This is a genomic window from Arcticibacter tournemirensis, assembly GCF_006716645.1.
In the GTDB taxonomy this organism is placed as follows: Bacteria; Bacteroidota; Bacteroidia; order Sphingobacteriales; family Sphingobacteriaceae; genus Arcticibacter; species Arcticibacter tournemirensis.
Genome location: NZ_VFPL01000001.1, coordinates 1,684,158 through 1,704,246, shown reverse-complemented (window position 1 = coordinate 1,704,246; position 20,089 = coordinate 1,684,158). Strand labels below are relative to the sequence as shown.

At 42.3% G+C, this 20,089-nt stretch carries 16 protein-coding genes; 2 read left to right on the top strand and 14 right to left on the bottom strand.

Annotated features, from left to right (window positions below; translation table 11 throughout):
* Nucleotides 1-305 precede the first annotated feature (305 nt).
* From BDE36_RS07300 to BDE36_RS07270, 7 genes are all read right to left on the bottom strand, one after another.
* Nucleotides 306-797 carry a peroxiredoxin family protein gene (locus BDE36_RS07300; protein ID WP_141814346.1) on the bottom strand — a complete coding sequence of 164 codons (492 nt, stop codon included), beginning with the start codon at nucleotides 795-797 and terminating at the stop codon, nucleotides 306-308.
* A gap of 668 nt (nucleotides 798-1,465) precedes the next feature.
* Nucleotides 1,466-2,722, bottom strand: coding sequence for a DUF4302 domain-containing protein (locus BDE36_RS07295; protein ID WP_141814345.1), 1,257 nt, complete (start codon nucleotides 2,720-2,722; stop codon nucleotides 1,466-1,468).
* A 28-nt stretch (nucleotides 2,723-2,750) separates the two neighbouring features.
* On the bottom strand, nucleotides 2,751-3,620 hold the full coding sequence (locus tag BDE36_RS07290) for a zinc-binding metallopeptidase (protein WP_141814344.1): 870 nt from the start codon (nucleotides 3,618-3,620) through the stop codon (nucleotides 2,751-2,753).
* A gap of 14 nt (nucleotides 3,621-3,634) precedes the next feature.
* Nucleotides 3,635-5,092: a RagB/SusD family nutrient uptake outer membrane protein gene (locus BDE36_RS07285; RefSeq protein ID WP_141814343.1), complete on the bottom strand. Its 1,458-nt coding sequence runs from the start codon at nucleotides 5,090-5,092 to the stop codon at nucleotides 3,635-3,637.
* A 12-nt stretch (nucleotides 5,093-5,104) separates the two neighbouring features.
* Nucleotides 5,105-8,719 carry a SusC/RagA family TonB-linked outer membrane protein gene (locus BDE36_RS07280; RefSeq protein ID WP_141814342.1) on the bottom strand — a complete coding sequence of 1,205 codons (3,615 nt, stop codon included), beginning with the start codon at nucleotides 8,717-8,719 and terminating at the stop codon, nucleotides 5,105-5,107.
* 43 nt (nucleotides 8,720-8,762) lie between these two features.
* A complete protein-coding gene (locus BDE36_RS07275; protein WP_141814341.1) occupies nucleotides 8,763-9,734 on the bottom strand; it encodes a FecR family protein in 972 nt (323 codons plus the stop codon).
* A gap of 192 nt (nucleotides 9,735-9,926) precedes the next feature.
* The gene (locus BDE36_RS07270; RefSeq protein ID WP_128770334.1) at nucleotides 9,927-10,535 is read right to left on the bottom strand and encodes an RNA polymerase sigma-70 factor; all 609 of its coding nucleotides are present in this window, start codon (nucleotides 10,533-10,535) and stop codon (nucleotides 9,927-9,929) included.
* A gap of 335 nt (nucleotides 10,536-10,870) precedes the next feature.
* Between BDE36_RS07270 and BDE36_RS07265 the strand changes: the two genes are divergently transcribed.
* Entirely contained in the window at nucleotides 10,871-11,065 is a 195-nt protein-coding gene (locus tag BDE36_RS07265; protein ID WP_128770333.1) for a cold-shock protein, read from the top strand.
* Between the two features lie 214 nt (nucleotides 11,066-11,279).
* On the opposite strand, the gene BDE36_RS07260 is transcribed toward BDE36_RS07265, so the two are convergent.
* Both BDE36_RS07260 and BDE36_RS23970 read right to left on the bottom strand, forming a co-directional pair.
* Nucleotides 11,280-12,200, bottom strand: coding sequence for an ISAon1 family transposase (locus BDE36_RS07260; protein ID WP_420836619.1), 921 nt, complete (start codon nucleotides 12,198-12,200; stop codon nucleotides 11,280-11,282).
* Nucleotides 12,201-12,243: 43 nt separating this feature from the next.
* Complete coding sequence (locus tag BDE36_RS23970; RefSeq protein ID WP_202616981.1) at nucleotides 12,244-12,609, bottom strand: ISAon1 family transposase N-terminal region protein; 366 nt, start codon at nucleotides 12,607-12,609, stop codon at nucleotides 12,244-12,246.
* A gap of 70 nt (nucleotides 12,610-12,679) precedes the next feature.
* Between BDE36_RS23970 and BDE36_RS07255 the strand changes: the two genes are divergently transcribed.
* Nucleotides 12,680-13,816, top strand: a complete 1,137-nt coding sequence (locus BDE36_RS07255; RefSeq protein ID WP_141814340.1) for a Re/Si-specific NAD(P)(+) transhydrogenase subunit alpha — start codon at nucleotides 12,680-12,682, stop codon at nucleotides 13,814-13,816.
* A gap of 180 nt (nucleotides 13,817-13,996) precedes the next feature.
* Here BDE36_RS07255 and BDE36_RS07250 read toward each other — a convergent pair whose 3' ends face one another.
* The 5 genes from BDE36_RS07250 to BDE36_RS07230 all read right to left on the bottom strand — a co-directional run bounded on the left by BDE36_RS07250 (nucleotide 13,997) and on the right by BDE36_RS07230 (nucleotide 20,054).
* A complete protein-coding gene (locus BDE36_RS07250; protein WP_141814339.1) occupies nucleotides 13,997-14,338 on the bottom strand; it encodes a hypothetical protein in 342 nt (113 codons plus the stop codon).
* A gap of 102 nt (nucleotides 14,339-14,440) precedes the next feature.
* The gene (locus tag BDE36_RS07245; RefSeq protein WP_141814338.1) at nucleotides 14,441-16,495 is read right to left on the bottom strand and encodes an arylsulfatase; all 2,055 of its coding nucleotides are present in this window, start codon (nucleotides 16,493-16,495) and stop codon (nucleotides 14,441-14,443) included.
* 159 nt (nucleotides 16,496-16,654) lie between these two features.
* Nucleotides 16,655-18,688: a TonB-dependent receptor plug domain-containing protein gene (locus tag BDE36_RS07240; protein WP_141814337.1), complete on the bottom strand. Its 2,034-nt coding sequence runs from the start codon at nucleotides 18,686-18,688 to the stop codon at nucleotides 16,655-16,657.
* Nucleotides 18,689-18,732: 44 nt separating this feature from the next.
* A complete protein-coding gene (locus BDE36_RS07235; protein ID WP_141814336.1) occupies nucleotides 18,733-19,515 on the bottom strand; it encodes a FixH family protein in 783 nt (260 codons plus the stop codon).
* A gap of 158 nt (nucleotides 19,516-19,673) precedes the next feature.
* Nucleotides 19,674-20,054 carry a hypothetical protein gene (locus BDE36_RS07230; RefSeq protein WP_141814335.1) on the bottom strand — a complete coding sequence of 127 codons (381 nt, stop codon included), beginning with the start codon at nucleotides 20,052-20,054 and terminating at the stop codon, nucleotides 19,674-19,676.
* Nucleotides 20,055-20,089: the final 35 nt, after the last annotated feature.

Genomic DNA, 20,089 nt, shown 5'->3' with positions numbered 1-20,089 from the left:
ACTCTGTATCTATCTTTTGTTCCTCTATATTATGTCCCTATCCCTTATTCCGATTTACCATCACCACCCTGCCATAACCGATCTTGCGGCCTTTTTCATTGCGGCAGCTCTAAACTTCGTATCAGCAGCCTCTTTCAAAGCAATGAAAGCAGCAACGAGTTTCTTTTTTGGTAGCTTTTTTCTTTGCGGTCAAAGAAAAAAGTACAAAAGCACAACCCTTAAAACCCGGACCTTCTGAAAGTTCCGTGCGTTTGTCTTTGCCCTAACGAGTATTTCATCCTTCACTGCACTCCAATCAGAAACTTTCACTTTGTCGCTTTCACGATCTCCGCGACATCTTTCTGTCCGCTCAGATACTTAATCAGGTGTCTTTTTTCCGAGTAAACAAAGATTGCAGGAAACTTGTCAGGCCCAAACTTTTGCACAAACTCGGGTTTATAATCGTGAAGAATCGTCACACCGGGTTTTCCATTAAGGAACCGGCCGTACGACGACATAAACTTGAGAATAGCAGGCTTTGTATCCATCGAGACAAGATAAAAAACAACATTCTTGAAATCGGCATACCTCCTACCTATATCCTGCATTTCATGCTGACAATGGTCGCATGTAACATCAAAAAGGATAAAGATTATCTTTTTGTTATTTATGAGATCACGCTGCGTAAATGAGCGCCCATCCATTGTTTGAAAGGTAAAATCAGGGATTACAGGAGAAGGCTTGTACTGTGCGGAAGCCGCCTGACAAAAGGTGATCAAAACAAAAACACTGAGGTTGTATATAAGCCTGGATTTCATATTCGAGTGTATTAACGCAAAAATGGTAATTTTTACGCATTTAATAGCCAGGCACCCGGAAATACTAACGGAGAAGTATCAAGCGTTACACTATTCTGGTTGGCTTATTAAAGTTTTTAAAATACCTGATTAAAAAATCAGATAAGCTAGTACCTCAAATAGTAGCTTATCCTTAGGGGATGTCAGATAACAAATACGGGAGGAAATGATCAAAACATTTCCTCCCGTAAGTCAGTCATATAAACGCTCTTTATAAGATTGTTTTGAGCTTCTTAAGCTTAACGTATATAATAATAATAAAAAAAGACTGAGAGGCCCACTCCGGTTAAAACCTCAATGCAATAATAAACCTTATAAACGCCTCTCTCTTTTTGCTCTGGATAAAGCAAAAAATACCAGGAAAAGGCATTCATAAAAATATACACACTAAAGAAAATCCAAGGCAGGCCACTGCTAAGCTCCTTCCCGAGCCATATTAGAACCGCGATATCAATCAATATGCCGATTACAACGAACGGCCTGCTTTTGAATCTTTCGGACTTTCTATAAAACTGTTGGGCAATAAAGATCAGGCCCAATAGTATTAATAGATTTCTTTGATTTATTAATTCGTCCATTATACGATATTACTTAACCCCTTAGTCAGCCTCAATACATTCCAATACTAACTACTCGAAACGTATCCACTTTCTGGCATCATCTGCGCTCACAAGATCGTAAGTATTATTGCTTACCTGGATAACATAAAAACCCGATTGTTCTTCTCCAAACGCATTTCCGGTATTAAGAACAATGGAGCGGTACGCGGCAGGAATAGACCCAAGAGTTCCTAAAAAGGTATAGTATACTTTCCCATCAGACTTGACCTGAGGCGTAACGGCAGGCCCATATCTGATTGAATTACCAAAGGTGAACCCTGCCAGGTCGTATGAGGGACTGTATTTTGTCCACAAAAGCAAAAAGCTGAGTCCAGGAATCGACTTGATATTATACGAGTCTGGATTTCCATCTCTCGTAAAACCATCGTAAGAAATATATTGCCTTTCAACCGAATTAAATCGTGAGGCTGCATTTAAGTCATAAGACATTGGCTGAATAGCTTCTACAATTTGTACTGTACTTCCATTGATCGAAGCACTGATAAATCCAGATGCATTGTAACTTACACCTGAAAGGCTCGATATCGTTGTTCCTCCATTGACAAATGGATCAGTGAGAACGACATTGTTTCCATCAATATAAAAAAACGAACTATGACTCTTGATACTCCCTCCATCGGAATAAGCAAAAGAGATAGCTTTTTGAGCCGGATTAATATTTAACTCATATTCCACTCCCCCAACGGTCATTCTCTTAAAATATGTCCTCAATTTAGAAAAGTTCCCGGCTACTGCCTGGATATTGCCCATAAAGTCATCGAACTCGTCCTGCGACTTGGCTTTTATTAACAACAGTTTACTATGATTATAATTGCCTTCAAGTGTAATGGTGTCCTCTTTTGCCGAAACAAATGAAAATTCAAAATCTGAGTATTGACCAGTTCCATACGAACCCTCAAACGGCCTATCCGGATCTGCTAATAAATGGATGTACGAATATGTATCAAAAAAGAGGGAAGGCCGTTGTATTGCCTTAAGCCTGTATGAGCTTTCAAAGGCGGCATCTTCGAATGATGGGTCTATGTCCGAGAGCATTTGAACTCTTTCGTTCTCATCGAATTTAAAAAGGAAAGAATATACACCTCCTCCATCAGGCATGAGGTATGCCTTCCAGCCAAATTGTGCGCCTGTCAACTGCGATTTATAATCATCCAGTACTTTAATCAGTTTTGCATCTGGCTTATCCTCAGGGTTTACCGTATCGTCTTTCTTGCAGGCTCCCAGCAACAGAGAAAAAGCAAGAATACCCAATAATATTTTTTTCATATTCAATTTCTTTATAGTCCGTTCTTACTTATCGTGTCATCACCTTTTGTATCCCGAGCTGCACTTCTGTTTGAAGCTGATAAAAATCGATTGCCCATGAATTTTTAAAATAATCTACCACCATTTGCTCTTTCTTTCGCAAATTGGCTTTTCCTGTAGCATTGGTAATTCCGTTGATCATTGTATCGTAACGCGGTTTACCCATTACCAGCATGGTAGAAACCATTTCAACAAAGTCTTCAAACTCATTCGATCTGGAATAAGGGGTAACAAAACCTTCATTCAGAGCCTTGGTTGGATTAGTATCCAACTGCCAGTTAGCAGAATATCCTAAAGGGGTAATGTTTCTGTATTCAGTAGAGAATTCCTTATTCTGGTGCAGGATATGAGCAAATTCATGCTGGATAGTATGTAACATCTGTTCTATCTGCTCGCGGTCGGTTTCATCGTAAGAATTTATCTGAAACAGAACGATCTTCCGGCCACCTTCGGCCGTTCCCAGCGTAATGGTGTTGTTAGTGTTCCACTCGGCGCTACCTACCAGCTGAAATTGTTTAGGGCAATATTTCTTGATAAAGGCAGGGTCAATTACTTTGTTATAAGGCTCTATCCAGGTAATCTTAACCATACTCATTACAGGAACCACCATATCCTCAAACACGGGAACAAGGGTTTTATTGACGTCCACTTCGAAAGGATCCCACCTATATTTCACCTCGATGTTGTATGGATCAACAAAGGCGGTGTCAAGCCATTTATCTATATCGTTTTTCACCCATTTGTCACCTCCGAGCCCTAAAATAGGAGCGCTTAAATCCACATCTTCATCTTTACTACACGAGGTAACAGCAACTCCAACAGAAAGGAAAACCATTATATAAATGAATATCTTTTTCATCTTTTCTTGACTAATTATCTTGGATTTAACACTAAACCAGCACTTTGAACTTCCACCGGTAACTGAAATACTCTTCTGGGATCGTCGGGACCAAGGATCATCTCTTGTCCGTCTACGGTACGATGCACCACTGTCAACTTATGACGAAGTATATCAAACCAGCGCATCCCTTCATGAAGAAAAGCGGTACGCTTGAAATCAAGGATGGTTTTGATCAATGCTTCTTTAGTATCATCCGTTTCATAAAACTCTTTCACTTTTTCTTCAGTTAAATCATCCCCGCCGGCAATATATCCTTCAATATTCTGGCTGAGAAACATATTGAGGTCGGTGATAGCTGCTGCAAAATTGCCGGTCATAACACTGGCTTCGGCCCTGTTAAACAGCAGTTCGTCTGTCGTTAGCAACGGAGTGATACAGTAAGGATCACCGTAATTAGCGTTCAGGCTTGCCAGCTTCATCCGGGTACCGTACTTCGCCAGGAACGGGTCATTCGCACTATACTGAACTACCATAGAAGACCACGCCCAGGGAGCACCTGAAGCGTTAGCTGCGTAAACAGTACTGTAAAGAATATCATTACTTGGGCCGTACCTGTAACGTGCATAGATATTGTAATAACCATACAATGAAAACTGCTCAGCCAGTAATAAATTTGCTGATAGTGACGCCTGATTGTTTAATTGAGCCCTCGCTTCAGCATCGTTCATTTGTCTGTAAGTGCTGTTTACCGGCCTTAAATTATTCTGAATAGTGGTGCCGGGGAATGCTGCGTTAGCGTGATCTATTACTTTCTGGTAATCCTTTTTAAATAAGTAAAAGCGGGCGGCAAAGGCATGAGCGGCGGCGGTAGTAAAATGGTATTTCGGTGATTTGTACTGATTTTGAAGTAAGGGCAGTCCTGCTTTCAGATCCTCTTCTATTTTTTTATACACATTTGCTACAGTAGAGCGGTCATATTGCTTTATCACCTCAGTTTCGGGTTCTGTCACATAAGGTATGCCCAAATCAGATGAAGCTGTTGTTTCATCATACGTTTTAGCAAAAAGCGAAACCAGCATAAAATGTGAATATGCTCTTGCTAAAAGAGCTTCTCCGCGCTGCGCAGTATATCGCTGCGGATCGGGCGCTTTTTCTATTGCTTCGAGGGCAACGTTAGTTGCAGCAATAGCTTTATAACACGCTCTCCAGTAATCATCCGGCGTATCATCCGACTGAGTTTGAAGATCCTGAAAAAAGTAAGGGTCGTGATTTTCAACACCAATTTCACCGGCTCCTTTATCGTCACTGTTATCAGATATAGACTCGGTAAAAACCATGTAGGCATTCTGAGGATAAGCTGATACCAGCAATTGAGAAACCTTTTCGGGAGAGGTCAGCTCTGATCGTTGATCGGGAGCCTGATCCAGATATTTTTCGCACCCGGTAAACCCGAGCGATAGAAACAGCACTATATATATTATTCTTTTCATCTTTTCTTACGATTAAAAACCAACCTTTAACGACAATGTATACTGGCGCGGTACAGGAAGTGCTACTCCGCCTGAGCTAAAGAACTCGGGGTCCTGCCCTTTCAGTTTTGAGTCTGAGTAGATCAGCCAAACATTATTTGATGCGAGGGTTAGCGAAAGGCTTCTTGTTCCAATAGATTTAGACCATGCAAGGGGAAGAGTGTAGCCTAACGTTAATTGTTTCAATCTAACAAATCCACCGTCGGCGACACGTTCATCAGAACGGTTATATGCGTTATAAGGATAAGCTGCAATATCCGACAGATCATCAGAGATATATTTATCAATAATAGCTGGCCCCCCATTATCCCCCGGTAAAACCCATCGTTCAACAAATTCCTTTGGCAGAGCGCTCATATCCGAATATTCACCTGAATAGCTTGAATACAGCCTGATTTTATTTCCCGCCTGGAAAGTAACCAGGGCAGATAGATTAAAATTCTTATAACTTATGGTATTGAACAATCCACCTGTATACAATGGATCTACAGATCCCTCGTATTTTAAGTATGCGGTCTCCATACTTTGAAAGTAAACGTTCTCTGAGAGCTCACCTTTTTCATTTAAAAACTGAGGTACCCCCGTTTCGTCTAATCCCTTATATTGAACGGAATAAAGCCCGCGCACGGCGTGGCCCTCCATTGGACCGCCTTCGGGGATTATCAGGTCGTTTACAAGAGGCTGATATTTAAGATTGGTAATCTCATTCTTGTTATAGCCCATCGTAAAGGTAGAAGAACCACTAATGCCCTTTGGATTTTTTGACCATATACCTGTAATGGCTACGTCAACACCGTGAGATTTCATGTCGGCATAGTTGGCCTTTTTAACCTCTTCTCCTCCGACTCCCGAAGTTCTGATACTCCCGATCAGGTCAAAGCCTTTTCGCTTATATCCTTCAAGCACGAAATTCAGGCGATCTTTAAATAATCCCACTTCCAGTCCCATACTTGCATCGTACTGTTTCTCCCATGTAAGTTCAGAATTCTCGAGATATTTTATATTAATCGCAGGTTCAATTTCGTTAAGGTAGGGCCTTGTCGTATTCACGTTCTGCAATACGAGGGCAGAATTTGTAGCCGGTCCCATACTTCCAGTTAATCCATACCCACCGCGCAATCGAAGGCTGCTTATAGCAGGAACTTTTTCCATGAACTGCTCTTCGTCCACATTCCAGGTACCGCTTATATTCCATGTAGGAAACCACCTTGCGGTAGAAGTACTTCCCATCTGGTTAGAACCATCATAACGACCAACGAGCTGAAGGATGTACTTCCTATTATAGGAATAGAGCGCTGTCCCGGAGAAAGCGAGGTAACGATCGTATTTCATTTCCATACCATAATAATCAAGCCCTCCTTCAACAGCACGTTTAATTGCAGCCGGACTTATATATGGAATACCGCCATTATCGAACTGATATCCATAACCTGTATTGAATTTATTCTGGCGGTCGGCAAATTTCAGTTCCTGGATAGCCGTCACATCAAGGGAATGTTTATCGTTGAACTTTGAATTCCAGCTGAACGTATTCCTCAGATTGTAATTTATGAGATAATCGTCTGTAGTATTGTAAAATCCGCCTTCAGGTAATATAGAATAAGGCAAAGCATTGGGATCGTCGGGATCAGAATACAAAAACCGATTGTTTTCCCTGACCGTAGCATCATCCATCGCACGATAGGCGAGTGCCATATTTGCATTCTCCGTCACCTTATGTTCCCTTCCCGTTTTAACGTAACGAATAGCTCCAAGAATGGAGTTCGTTATATGCTCGTTAAATCTATACGTTGCAGTTCCCTGAAATTTCAGATCAAGCATATGAAGATCGAGCGTATTATTATCTAATTCGTGAAGGATATTAAAGGGCGCAAAGTTCATTCTGAAATACTCCAGATTACCATTCTCATCGTATGCTGTAGTAGTACGGCTTGTATTCAGAGCATAGCTGAAAGGGTTGATGTCAAAATCGCGGTTATAAGTACCTTCTACCGGATTACCTGTTCGGGTAACCGTTCCCGGCGCCTTCTGTTGTCTTATCGATCCGGTAGTAATTGCATCGAGAGTAAATTTCTTAGAAAGGTTGAAGGTTGCCCGTAAATTGCCCGTGTAGCGGTTCACGCTATTTCCCATGGCCGCTCCCTGATCGTTCAGATAGCTCGTGGAAAAATAAAGCAGGGATTTGTCGGTACCTGAAGATATACTTAAGGAATGCTCCTGCATTAACGACTGGCGGAATAAAATATCAAACCAGTTGGTGTTACTTTGTGCATACCGTGTTAAAAATGCTTCCCGGGATGCCTGATCATTCTTTAGAAGAAACTGTCCGCTAGCTTCATCATAGGTATTGATCATATCATACATTTTGGTGTATACGCCGCCATTGGCTTTGCGCGACACATCCGATAAATTGAGCCAGCCTTTACGTTGTAATTCAGAGTATACCGACATCTGATCATAGGAATTCAACAAGTTGTAATCATTATAGGATGGCTTGGCCTGAGTAGAAAAATTGCCGGTATATGAAACAACAGGCGTTCCTAACTTCCCTTTTTTAGTTGTAATTACGATTACACCGTTCATTGCCCTGGCTCCATACTGTGCAGTGGCCGACGCATCTTTGAGAATCTGGAAGGTCTCTATATCATCCGAGTTGATTCCCGCCACTGAAGAGCCAATAAGCGTCGTCGGATCTCCTGATGAGAGCTGGTCGTTCGAAATATTGACAATGTCTTCCAGTACAATCCCGTCAATAACCCACAATGGTTTATTATCACCATTGATCGAAGTGGCTCCGCGAACCCTGATCTTAGGCGCCGTACCAAATGTCCCTGAAACATTCTGCACTGATACCCCGGCAGCACGCCCTTCAAGCATTCTGCTGATGTCAACAACACCTTCCTGTTTCACATCCGCACCTTTCAAGCCTACGGCCGCCCCTGTAAATAACCTACGGTTTATATTCTGATATCCAGTCACAACCACCTCTTCCAGCGCACTCACATCCTCCTGTAAGGTTACATTAATTGTCGTCCTGTTGTTCACTGGCACTTCCTGACTCTTGTAGCCAATCATCGAAAACACCAGCGTTGCCCCATCTTTCACGCGGATTGAATACTCACCGTTCATTCCGGTTGCAGTACCATTCTTTGTTCCTTTTTCAAGAACGTAAATACCGGGAGTGGTTTCTGCTCCCGTTTTGGTTTGGATGGTTACGGTGCCTCTGACAACTATATCCTTTGCCTGCTGAGGTTTGTGAGGCTCAGCTTTTTTAAGGATTACTTTATTATCTATGATCTTATAGGTGATACCGCTTGAAAGCAGCTGTTTTAGTGCTCTTTCGAGGGGCGAAGCATTTTTATCGGCTTCTATGATGCTTTCTTTGTTAATCTGAGAGGCATCGTATACAAAACTTACCTGGTACTGCTTTTCCAGACTTTTAATAAAATCTCCCAGCCTCTGCGATGCCAGGCCGCCATGTTGAGTGTTCATTTCTGCATTGACTGTAAAAACTGAACATACCATGACTGCAATGAGCAGCAGAAGCTCCAATCTTCGCTTCTTCTTTTTGTAAAGGTTTTCGTTCATAGTAATCCTGTTGAGTTGTTGATTTGGTATTATATGTTTTGTCTTATTTTTTCCGGATAGTGATAAGGCTGCCCTGACGGGTTATCTGAAGCGGATAGGTTTCTTCAAGAATTAAAAGTATTGCATCCAGCTCATTGTCTTTAAAAGTCGCGTTGAATTTATTGTAAGATGACAATGAATCTTCGACATTGAATTTTACTTTGTAATATTTTTCAAGGCTTTTAAAAACTTGGGATAAAGAGGCATCAACGAAGCTCAATTCATGCGTCAGCCAGGCGTAATCAGACCCGCTGCCATCAAAAAAATGATCTGTTACGCCCCTTTGCCTGTGATAGATCAGACCGTCGCCCGCCGTTAGTATAGAGGTTTCTTTTCCGTTAGGTGCCTCGAATTTAACCTTACCCGTCCTTACGGACAGGCCGATCTGCTCATGAGCGTAACTTATATTAAATGATGTGCCCAACACTGTTACTTTCGAAGAATCGATTGCAACAACAAACGGGCGTATTGAATCTTTTGACACTTTAAAAAAGGCTTCTCCTTTGAGAAGATATACCTTCCTTGTTTTTCCTTTTATTTCTTCCGGATACCTGACACTGCTATTCTCTGCGAGGTATATGCGGGTCCCGTCCTGTAATAAAACAGAATCGATTATGGCACCTGTAGTTTTCGTAAGATAGCTAACCTCCGTCACAGAATGATACGCCCAATAGCCTAGAACTGCAAGTAATACAGCGGCAGCTATATTTCTGAACCAGATAAAACCATGTTGCTTTTCGACCGGCGGATATCCCAATCTGATCGATAAACGTTCTACTGCCTCGTCGGTATTCAGGGAATCCAGATCCTGCAAACCTGACGACATATTCCATAGCTGAGTTATCTGCTGAAAAAACTCTTCGTTTCCCTGTGAAGCGTTTCTCCAGTCATTTACTTCAGCGGCCAGACTTTCGTTTGTGGGATCATTTAAAAACTGAACAATCTTTATTAAAAAATCCTTATTTTCACTCATCATTATTTACAAATACTTAACAAAGACAAATAACCACTACCTATACCCCTAGAAAAGATCACGAAAAAGTTGGTTTATTTTAAAGATTTCACGAATAGCCAAATTAAATACCGTAAATGTTATATAAACAGAATTAAAACAAACAACAACAAAGGTTATTTACTCTGATTTATAATAAAAAAACAAGAAAAGCACTTAAAAAGCCAAAAACATAAGGATTTTCATTTGATACAGTCCACCTCTGCCGGTGGTGTTTACTAATAAGCGGGATCTTAATATTTTCAGTGCGTTGGCAATGTGATTTTCAACGGTTCTCTCTGAAATATTCAGTTCGGCAGCGATCTCTCTGTATTTTAGGCCTTCGAACCGGCTCATTTTAAAAATTCTTTTGCATTGCCCGGGCAGACGATCAATCTCAGCATAAATAATCTTTTTGAGTTCCTGCTCTTCATGAAGGGTTTCGATGTTTACATCTTCCATTTGATCGGCTATCCTCAGGTGGTGCTGTTCAATACTTTTTTGCCGGTTGATATAGTTGATCGAATGGTTTATTACCGAACGATATAGATAAGGCCGGATCGATTTAACAGTTTCGATAAGGGTTGGATCCTCCCACATCCTGACAAATACGTCTTGTACGATTCCCTCCGCGATAAAAACGTCCTTTACGTATTTCATCGACACAAGGGATAGGCTTTGGAAGTAGCCTGAATAAAGTATGGTAAAAATTTCGTAATCAGAATTACGAATCCCAGCTAAAAGCTGTTCATCTGTAAATTTCTTTATGCCTGTTGCTTTACCCAATACACATTAAATTGAATAGGAATACTAATATATGAACTCCAACGTTGATATTTTGCATTTTTTTTAATAAAAGCACTTCATTTTTTTAATTACCGCACAAGAGCGTTAAAAAAATTAAATAAAGTAATGGCTTTGATAATAACAAAAGAAAACTAATTCTGTTACAGTTCCTGATAAAAACAGCGAATAAAATTAATTACCACGGGCGGATCATGCCGGTGCTCAGTGTTTTTGTACCGACGGGCAAAAAAGCATCTCCGGAAAATAATTATTTGAAAATCAGAAGAATTTGGATTATAATCCATACCTTGCAGGCTTTATTAATATTTAAAGTAATGCAAAAAGAAGGAACAGTAAAATTTTTCAATGCAACTAAAGGTTTTGGATTCATCGTACCATCTAATGGTGAGCCTGATATCTTTGTTCATTCTACAGGCCTGATTGATGAGATCCGTGAAAACGATCATGTGAAGTACGAAGTTGAGAAGGGTAAAAAAGGCCTGAACGCGGTAAATGTAGAAGTTATTTAATTAATACATAAATCATTAATCGTACCAGTCCCGGCTTTCGCCGGGACTTTTTTGTTTAACAATAATGATCTGCGTCATTTCTTCAAAATCAGTCCCCCTCTGCCTTGCTATAGTAAACTTTGTTGCTTAACATTGTCTTACGATTGCCGGTTTAAGCCGGTAATTCTTAAATAACTAATCAATGAAGATAGGGATCTGTTCCAAAACCTGTGGACTAAGCAAATAATTTCATGAGTCTGAAGAGGAAAAAGTTTACATTTCCTACGCCTCTGTATTGGGCTCTGAAAGCTTTAATTTTGGCGTTGAACGATTCGGCCGAAGCGTTTGTACTTCGGTTATCAAAGTAGTTCAGGATATTGTTGTGGTGGAGCGTGATGGTTCTGGCAATGGTATTAAAAGATTTAAAGCCGGATTGCTCCACCTTCTCATTCCATCGGGCCAGTCTTGCAAAGGCGTAGAGCTTATCTTTGGTATTGCTGAATATCCAGGATAAGCCCCGGGTTAGCTGATAGGCTTTCTCCAGGGAAGGATATCGCTCAAAGAGCAGGGAAGCCCGCTCTGCCTGTTCTGCACTCCAGTTTTGCTGGTCCTTGTAGAGCAGATAGCGGCTTCTGGCCAGTAACTGCTTTAAGGTATCTCCATTGGATAATACTTCAGGTGAATAGTTTGTTTTACTTGCTTTGGCTTCTTCCAGAGCCTGATTCTCTGCATCAATGGCTTCCCAGCGGTATTTGATCCGTATTTCCTGCAGCGCTTCTGTGGCTAACTGCTGCACATGAAAGCGATCAATGACCTGAGAGGCCAAAGGGAAGCACTTTTTAGCGATCAGACTCATGTTGCCCGCCAGATCCAGGGTGATCTCTCTGACCTTATTTCGCAGTCTTTGGGGGATCTTTTGAAGCAGTGGAATGATGTTCTCTGAACGGGTACCTTCCATAATGGCAACCAGAGTGCCCTTTTTGCCTCTGGCTTCTTTATTGGTGACCACCGTATAGAGCTCACCCTGGGAAAGACTGGTCTCATCTATAGAGAGATAAGGACCGATGTTCTGTGGGAAGATCAGGCCTTTACGGGCATCGGTACAGTGCTCCCAATTCTTGTATTCACTGAGTTGATCGCGATAATAGCGCTGCAGCTTCTTCCCTTTGATCCCGTAAAAGGAGGCAATCGTCTGTAGACTATGCGGCTGGGTATCGGCTGATTGCTTTTAAAAAAGCCGCGAAATCACTGGTGATCCGCGTTCCTGTTGCCACAACACGCCAATCCCGGTGAACGACCTTTCCTGTATCCAGATTCCACCATCTGCGTCGCTTAACATGCAAATACACTTCTTGTCCCCGTATAGGAAAGTCCTGCAGAATGACTTCATCAAAGAAGCCCTTTGAGAGCAACTTACTGGTCTTGTATTCCACCGGAGTGGAGTTGATCTCTTCCAGGTAAATATGAATCCCGCTAGTGTCTTTTTTGTGATCTGTCAATTGGAAATAATCGGATACTCCTTCAGGAATAATCAAGGGAAGTAGGGCTTTAAACGACTCGTGCATTTATGGATTTTATGCCCGCTAATATCTTACTTTTACTCTTCTCTCCACAACTTTTGTCCCTGTTCCGAAGATAGGCGTTCTAAAAGAGTCGAAACTTCTCGAAAACAGGGTGGCCCTAACCCCCGATATCGTAAACCAACTCGTTAAAAAAGGATTTAACATTTTAATTGAAAGTGGTGCAGGCGAAAGATCGTTTTTTTCCGACGAAAGTTATGAATTGGCAGGTGCTGAGATTGCTGCTTCTGTAAAAGAAGTTTATGACTGCGATGTATTATTAAAAGTCGATGCACCCTCCGTGGAGGAAGCTGGTCAGATGAAAGAAGGCACTGCATGTATATCCATGCTGCATGCTTATTTAAGACCCGAACTAATCGAGATATTTATTGCACGAAAAATCACTGCATTCTCAATGGATGCTGTTCCCAGGATTTCAAGGGCTCAAAAAATGGATGCCCTTAGCTCTCAAGCCAATATTGCCGGCTATAAAGCTGTGATACTGGCAGCAGATGCGCTCGGAAAAGTGTTCCCCCTCATGATGACTGCTGCGGGAACTGTTAAACCTGCGAAGGTACTTATATTTGGAGCCGGCGTTGCGGGGTTGCAGGCCATTGCTACCGCGAAACGACTTGGAGCGGTGGTTGAGGTGTCAGACGTCAGACCCGAGACCAAGGAACAGGTTGAATCCCTGGGAGGCCGCTTTCTCACGGTTGAAGGCGCCGGAGACGTAAAAATCCAGGGCGGCTATGCACGTGAAGTTTCTCAGGAGTTCCTGCAAAAGCAAAAGGAACTGATTCAAAGCAAAATAAAGGAAGCAGACATTGTTATTACCACTGCATTGGTAATGGGCAGAAAGTCGCCTATCCTCGTTACAGAAGAAATGGTTAAATCGATGAAAAGCGGTTCTGTAATCGTCGATCTGGCAGTAGAATCAGGAGGTAATTGCGAGCTGTCTCAATACAATAAGACCATTGTCAAATACGGCGTAACCATCATTGGCGAGGCAGATCTCCCTTCAAGGGTCCCTGTTAATGCCAGCCAACTTTATGCCGCTAATATTTCAACGCTTCTTCTTCACCTTGCCACACCCGAAGGATTTAACCTTCATCTGGAGGAAGAGATCACGAAAGGAACCTTGATTACTCATCAGGGCGAACTGGTTCATGAGTTTACCAGATCGGTTCTGGAAAAGCAATCGAACCTTGTTTAAGGGAGCGTGGAAACAACACAGGTAATAAAAAAAACCTTTTTGCAAAAGAGCGGGCACTTTATTGTACCCGCTCTTTCAGTTATTGTCGGCAATATTCCGGCAGATCAACGTTCTTGTAGCTTCAGAATATGAGCTATCGCTAACATAGCTCCGGATACCTGCTGCTTATACAGGGTTCTCCTATTTATACGCAGAAATATGACTGGTCTTTATGCTCAGCACAAAGGATTTTCCGACACTTATCTTTACACTCTTATTCTGCAACAACATTTTTATCGCCTCATCGGATTTCAGAGCTTCATAAAGATCGCGCGCAACAGCAGAACCACTGATGTTATTGGACACTTTTCCATTTTCAAGGGCCAGATTAAAAGTATAACCTGATTTTCCCCTGCCCCCCGCTGATTCAAAATCCGTTATGTTTAATTTAAAGCTTTGTTCTTCTGTGAGACTTTTTTTAAGATGCAGACGAATGACCGGAAGATATCTGTTCCAGGTCGCTAAATATTTTCTTTCTTCCATGTTTGCCTGTAAAGGTATTACTTTAATGAAGATAATCCCCCAGGTTATTGATTTTTTGATTAAACCATTTAAAACTCATCCCCGGCACCCGGGTTGATTTCATTAATTTCTCAATTTTATAAGGTCAATGTCGTCAACCCAAATCACATCTCCCCTATTTAGCTTACCAAAGTATAGACTTAACTGATACGGCCCGTTCTCAGAAACTTCAACGACACCTGTGTTCATCGAGACAACCTTGTCAGATGCGTTTATTACCTGATCGATTAACTTCGCTTCGCCGGATGGTTTTTCGAGGCGCAAAATGTACGAGGAGTTCCCGGCCGCTTTGGTTTTTAATCGTATCATATATTTTTCTCCTTTTTTAGAAGCAAATCTCCAGTTCATTGACAGGGCGGCCAGCCTTTCGCCCGGTTCGGTTACAGAGATCCTTGCTGAATTCTTCCCGCTTATTTGAGAAGTAGTATCCACGTCAATACTGCCGCGAAGTGCCTGATTTTTCTTCACTGTCCAGCCGCCAAGATTGTCGTCAAAAGAGCCGTTAACCTGTTTTCTATACTCCTGCGCCCTTATGTTGTATTCCCTCGTATCCAATGGAAAGGCATTTATACTCCTGGCCCATTTTAACCATCCCTCGTATAATGAACTTACCCTTTCCGGATACTTCGAAGCCAGGTTATGCATTTCAACAGGGTCCGCATTCATATCGTAGAGCTCCAGGGCATCTTTTGAAAGTTCTTCATTTTCGGCTGTTTTTGCAACAAGCTTCCATTTTCCATCCCTCACTGCAATATTTGCTTCATGTTCCCAATAGATAACGCCCCTGTTATTGCTTTTACCGGAGAAATGAGGAACAAGACTTTTTCCCTGCATTGGAATGATCGCATTTCCCCTGAACTTCGAAGGATAGCTGGCCTGGGCAACATCAACACAGGTAGCCATGATATCGGTCAGATGCCCGTACTCGCCTACAAATTTATTGTTCAAAGAGGAGGCGATCCCTTTCGGCCAGTGTACAATCAAGGGAGTTGCAATGCCGCCTTCGTGTGTAAAATGCTTATATTCCTTAAACGGTGTGCTGCTTACATTAGCCCAGTTAATGCGATAACTTTCAAACGTATCTTCCCTGCCATCTACTTCTTTGCTCTTGCCGCTACTAATGAACTCGGCACAGGCTCCATTATCGCTCAGGAAGAAGATTAAGGTATTATCCAGTTGATTCTTTTCCTTTAGCTTTTGCACTATCTTACCAATTCCATTATCCATAACGTCAATCTGGGCAGCGTATATAGCCATCCGCATAGCCATCTCGTTTTTCTTCTCTTCGGACAGAGAATCCCAGGCTTCTATCTTTTCATCACGGGGACTCATCACGGCATCCTTCGGCATTAGTCCTAACTCCTTCTGTCGCTCAAAGCGGCTCCTTCTCATCTTATCCCATCCTGCCTTATACAGGTCTTTATACTTATCGATATCCTTTTGTAAAGCATGCAGAGGCCAGTGCGGAGATGTATACGCTACATACATGAACATGGGTTCGGTACCTTTTTGCGAAAAATGCTGATCTATATACTTCACGCTGGTATCCGAAATAGCTGTGGTTAAATAGAAATTTGCAGGGGCCGGATACTTCCTGTTATTACTGTATAACGTAGGGGTGTAGTAGTTCGCTCCCCCTGGGATAATTCCGAAATAGTGATCAAATCCACGTTGCATCGGCCAGCTATCGGTAACCATTCCATCAATTTTCCGTTCGTTTGTAAGGTGCCATTTGCCTGTCATGTAGGTTGAATAGCCTGCTGTCTTTAAAACTTCGGCAATGGTTACACATTTATTATTAATTGTTCCCTGATATTCAGGAGTGCCCAGATCTGCGGCTGCCATCCATCCCATCCCTGCCTGATGCGGATAAAGACCTGTTACAAGAGAAGCCCTCGTAGGGCAGCACCGGGCAGCATTGTAGAACTGTTTGTAACGTATCCCTTCTGAAGCCAATTTATCTATATTTGGCGTCTGTATCTCACCTCCATAACTTCCGATATCCGAAAAGCCCATATCATCTGCCAGGATCACAATGATATTAGGCTTTTTCTGCGCCATAGAGGCTGAGGAGAAAATAGCAACGATTGAAGTAACAAGTAACTTAATATATTTCATACCTACTTTCGCTTTAGCGGCCCTCAGGATAAAAACAGTATGGGATCACTTCCGGCCCTGCGTGACCTGTCAATTAAAACTTCTCAATTCTAACGATTTTAGATACGCTCAAATTAAAACATTTGCTGCAATTACTTATACTTTTGTCGACAGGGCATATCAAAACAGCAAAGTCATGCGGACAAAAAAGTTCCTGCCCGGCCGCAAAACCTTCATTATATCAAGATGCTGCGAGTATTGACTATCCATCAGGTTTGTAACTCCTCCGCTTAACTTTAACACTTTTGCAGGAGTAAACAACAGGTTTCTGCTAGCACCAAAATTCAGAATGGTTGATCCCTTCGTAGGAGTTTCTCCATATAGCTCGGTATTCACACGATTTTGCCTTGCATTGCTTACAGATTCAACATGAAAGATTGTTCCCCTGCCTGCCTGGAAAGACACTGTATTAACACTTTTTAACGGGGCAATTAAAAGGAGAGCATTGGCTCTGTGATCTGTACCTCTGGTATACGTGTTGGTGCTTGTAATGTTAAATGCTGGAAAAGGAGACCAACTTAACGCTAAAGCAGCACCGTATAGCCTTGCTGAAGAGATATTGATAAATTGCTTGACACCGTTGGCGCCAATGGTCATAGTGCTGTAACCAGGAAGTATGCTCCCTGTAATGTAGTCGCGTAGAAAATAGCTGAATACATTTGTCTCGGCCTTAAATTCCTTTGTGTGGAAATTGGCATTGAGATCTAAATTAATGGACTTTTCCTGTTTTAACTGAGGATTTCCGATATAATCATGTCCGTCTAAACGGTCATAAATATAGAAACTATATTCCTCCTGAAGAGTGGGCGCGCGGGCGCCTGCAGCAACCTGCGCTGAGAGATCAAACCGTGGACTAACATGAAAACTACCCTGAATACTCAGATTCTTCATCCACCTCTGCCGGGAAATATCTCCGTTGTACAACCCGGACACCTGATCCTTTCCGGCCTGTGTAAAAAGAAAATCATGCAGATATTCAAGCCTCCCTCCTATTTTAATGCTGGCACGGCTATTTAAGAAAACCTTATCTGAGAAATCAAACCCTATGCTGGTGCGGGCCGGATCGGGCAGCGTATACATAAACATCGGGGCCGCGTTTTCAGGATACATTGTCATTTCTGCACTTAGCTTATTGCTGAACCCATCGAGTTGAAACTTAAAATAATGGTGCTCCCGAAGCTTAAAAGAAATGGAAGAAAAGGCACCGAATGTACGTGATGTCCCGGGCATGTCCATGTGCATAGCCACCTGTTCAACAGGCCGCCTTGTGTCGTCCATCGCATGATCAATAAAATTATAGTACACTTTCGTCTCCCACATCGTATGTGTCTCCGGATCCTTTTGCATATAGGATAAGGCCGCAATCTTCGCTTTGGCGAAACCAACATCCATAGTAAGCGCGGGATAGCCGATATCACGACCTTCGTCCTGAACGTAATCGGCCTTTATGTAGCTATTCAGACCTGTTTTTGCCTTTACAGATATATTGCCATTCCACTTTTGATACTGAGAAAAGAACACTTCGGTTCCCCTTCCGGCGTGGTAATTACTGCTTCTGCGATAAATCCCGTCAGCATGGAAGGCAAAGTCCGCGCTACTGTATTCAATGCCGGCCAATAACTGACCGGCATTGCCGTTCGATTCAAACCCAGAACCGACCATGCCGTTCAGCTGACTTCCTTCAGTAAACTTCGGCTCTTTAAGTTTAAAATCAACGCCACCGCCGATACTGGTGCCATGTAGGTCTTCACCGGGACTAAAACTCACAAGGATACTTTCCAGGTTTGTAGGTTCTATATACGAACTGACCGGATCCATCCGGTCAGTACAAGCCCCGAAAATGCGCATTCCGTCTATTGTCATTGTTATACGGCCTCCGCTTAAGCTTCTGATGGAAGGTTCCATTGCAAAGTTCCCTCTGCGAATCATATTAATTCCCGGGTTTCTCTCCAGAATCTGATCGGACAAAGCCTGAAGGCCTCCCGTCTGCAGCTCCTCGTTAGACTGCGATACACTTTTACCGGGTTGTATATAAACCTCTCTCAGCAACAATGATTTATAAACATTGTAATTTACGGACGAATCAGTTTTCTGCGCAAAAGCAGATTGGCATGCGGCAATAATACCGCAGGCCACTACTATGTAGTTTCTCATTTAATTCACAATTAGAGGCAAAGCCAAACGACATGCATTGTTCATCAGAAGAAAAGATCCAGTGCTGCATCCTCTACAACCACAGTTTCACCTTTCTTTAATTTTAGATGCAGACGCCAGTCGCCCGTCATAGTAAAATTGACCTTTCCTTTATAATGCCCGTTGCTTTTATGGGCCGGGTTAACATTGTTGGGAGAACCGTGCCCCATCGAAGGCATTTCGGGGTTTAACTCAATGATAAAGCCCTCATCGGCAGGAAAATTCATCATATCTGCTCTTCTGTTTACAAGCACATCGATATCATTGATACCGATTTTAGGCAATACCGGCTCTACCAATGAAACCGTGTAACTATTTCCATCTGTACCAACAAACGTCCCCGTATACTTGGTGCCCGATGGTAGCGGCGCTACCGCAACATCAAAAACGACCGGTTCATTATTTACATTGACGGTCAGTTGCCAGCTTCCCATTTCACCCGAAGGCATTGAAAAGACCACAGCTCCCCCATAAAGGTGCTCTGTACTTATGTACACAGGCTGTTCTACCGGACTGGAATGCTGCATAGATATCATATTCATCAGCGGATGATAAGTTAGGCTTGCATCGTTTACCTCCGAGCCGTCGGGCTTTGCAAGGCTGACATAAACTTTATTATAGGCCACAGTGAATTCGCTTTTATCAGCCCAAAGAGCAATACGAAGCCCGCCTGACGTTGTTTTTTCTGCAATCTTAATTTTCACAGGTTCAGGTTCCGCCTTGTGATCTTTTTTACATGAACCAAGGAGAATGGTAGCCGATATAATGAGCAACAGTATTTTTTTCATATTAAAATAGTATGACCACGACGCAATAGCGCAGGGTTTTAAATGTTATTAAACAGACAAAAGATATCTCTATTCACTCGTCTTAACAGACAAGCGCTGGCGAAAATGATACACAACAATCGATGACCGAACTTTGCATATCAACGCCATCCTGAAGGTTAAGAAATAGAATAAAACCTTGGCGGCTGAAAGATGAGAGCGTAGTGTTTCCCAAGAATGAACGCGGGATTTCTTATTCCGATTATCCTGATGAGCTTTGTTAAAAATAGCACGTTGAACTTCTGAGGAAGGAATGCATCCTGAATAAGGTTTTTCTGCTGCTGTCGCTCCTGACTTTTTTCTTTTTCTTCAACCTGCCTCAACTTCTTTGTCAGATAACATTTCCCTTCGCAGTGCAACCAGGGCTTATCTTTATTCTCACATAAAGCTGCAGCTATATAATCCCTGTTTATTTCAAAAGAGGCATAAACGAACAGGCGCGAAAAGCTAACGCCTATAACCAGGGGAATCAGAAGAATTGCTGCTACTCTATAAAACATACCCGACACAAACTTATAGAAATAGCTTTTAGAAG

Excerpts from the sequence above, each read along its gene's own strand:
- BDE36_RS07300 (WP_141814346.1), bottom strand. The coding sequence starts at position 797 with ATGAAATCCAGGCTTATATACAACCTCAGTGTTTTTGTTTTGATCACC.
- BDE36_RS07295 (WP_141814345.1), bottom strand. The coding sequence starts at position 2,722 with ATGAAAAAAATATTATTGGGTATTCTTGCTTTTTCTCTGTTGCTGGGA.
- BDE36_RS07290 (WP_141814344.1), bottom strand. The coding sequence starts at position 3,620 with ATGAAAAAGATATTCATTTATATAATGGTTTTCCTTTCTGTTGGAGTT.
- BDE36_RS07285 (WP_141814343.1), bottom strand. The coding sequence starts at position 5,092 with ATGAAAAGAATAATATATATAGTGCTGTTTCTATCGCTCGGGTTTACC.
- BDE36_RS07280 (WP_141814342.1), bottom strand. The coding sequence starts at position 8,719 with ATGAACGAAAACCTTTACAAAAAGAAGAAGCGAAGATTGGAGCTTCTG.
- BDE36_RS07275 (WP_141814341.1), bottom strand. The coding sequence starts at position 9,734 with ATGATGAGTGAAAATAAGGATTTTTTAATAAAGATTGTTCAGTTTTTA.
- BDE36_RS07265 (WP_128770333.1), top strand. The coding sequence starts at position 10,871 with ATGCAAAAAGAAGGAACAGTAAAATTTTTCAATGCAACTAAAGGTTTT.
- BDE36_RS23970 (WP_202616981.1), bottom strand. The coding sequence starts at position 12,609 with ATGCACGAGTCGTTTAAAGCCCTACTTCCCTTGATTATTCCTGAAGGA.
- BDE36_RS07250 (WP_141814339.1), bottom strand. The coding sequence starts at position 14,338 with ATGGAAGAAAGAAAATATTTAGCGACCTGGAACAGATATCTTCCGGTC.
- BDE36_RS07245 (WP_141814338.1), bottom strand. The coding sequence starts at position 16,495 with ATGAAATATATTAAGTTACTTGTTACTTCAATCGTTGCTATTTTCTCC.
- BDE36_RS07240 (WP_141814337.1), bottom strand. The coding sequence starts at position 18,688 with ATGAGAAACTACATAGTAGTGGCCTGCGGTATTATTGCCGCATGCCAA.
- BDE36_RS07235 (WP_141814336.1), bottom strand. The coding sequence starts at position 19,515 with ATGAAAAAAATACTGTTGCTCATTATATCGGCTACCATTCTCCTTGGT.
- BDE36_RS07230 (WP_141814335.1), bottom strand. The coding sequence starts at position 20,054 with ATGTTTTATAGAGTAGCAGCAATTCTTCTGATTCCCCTGGTTATAGGC.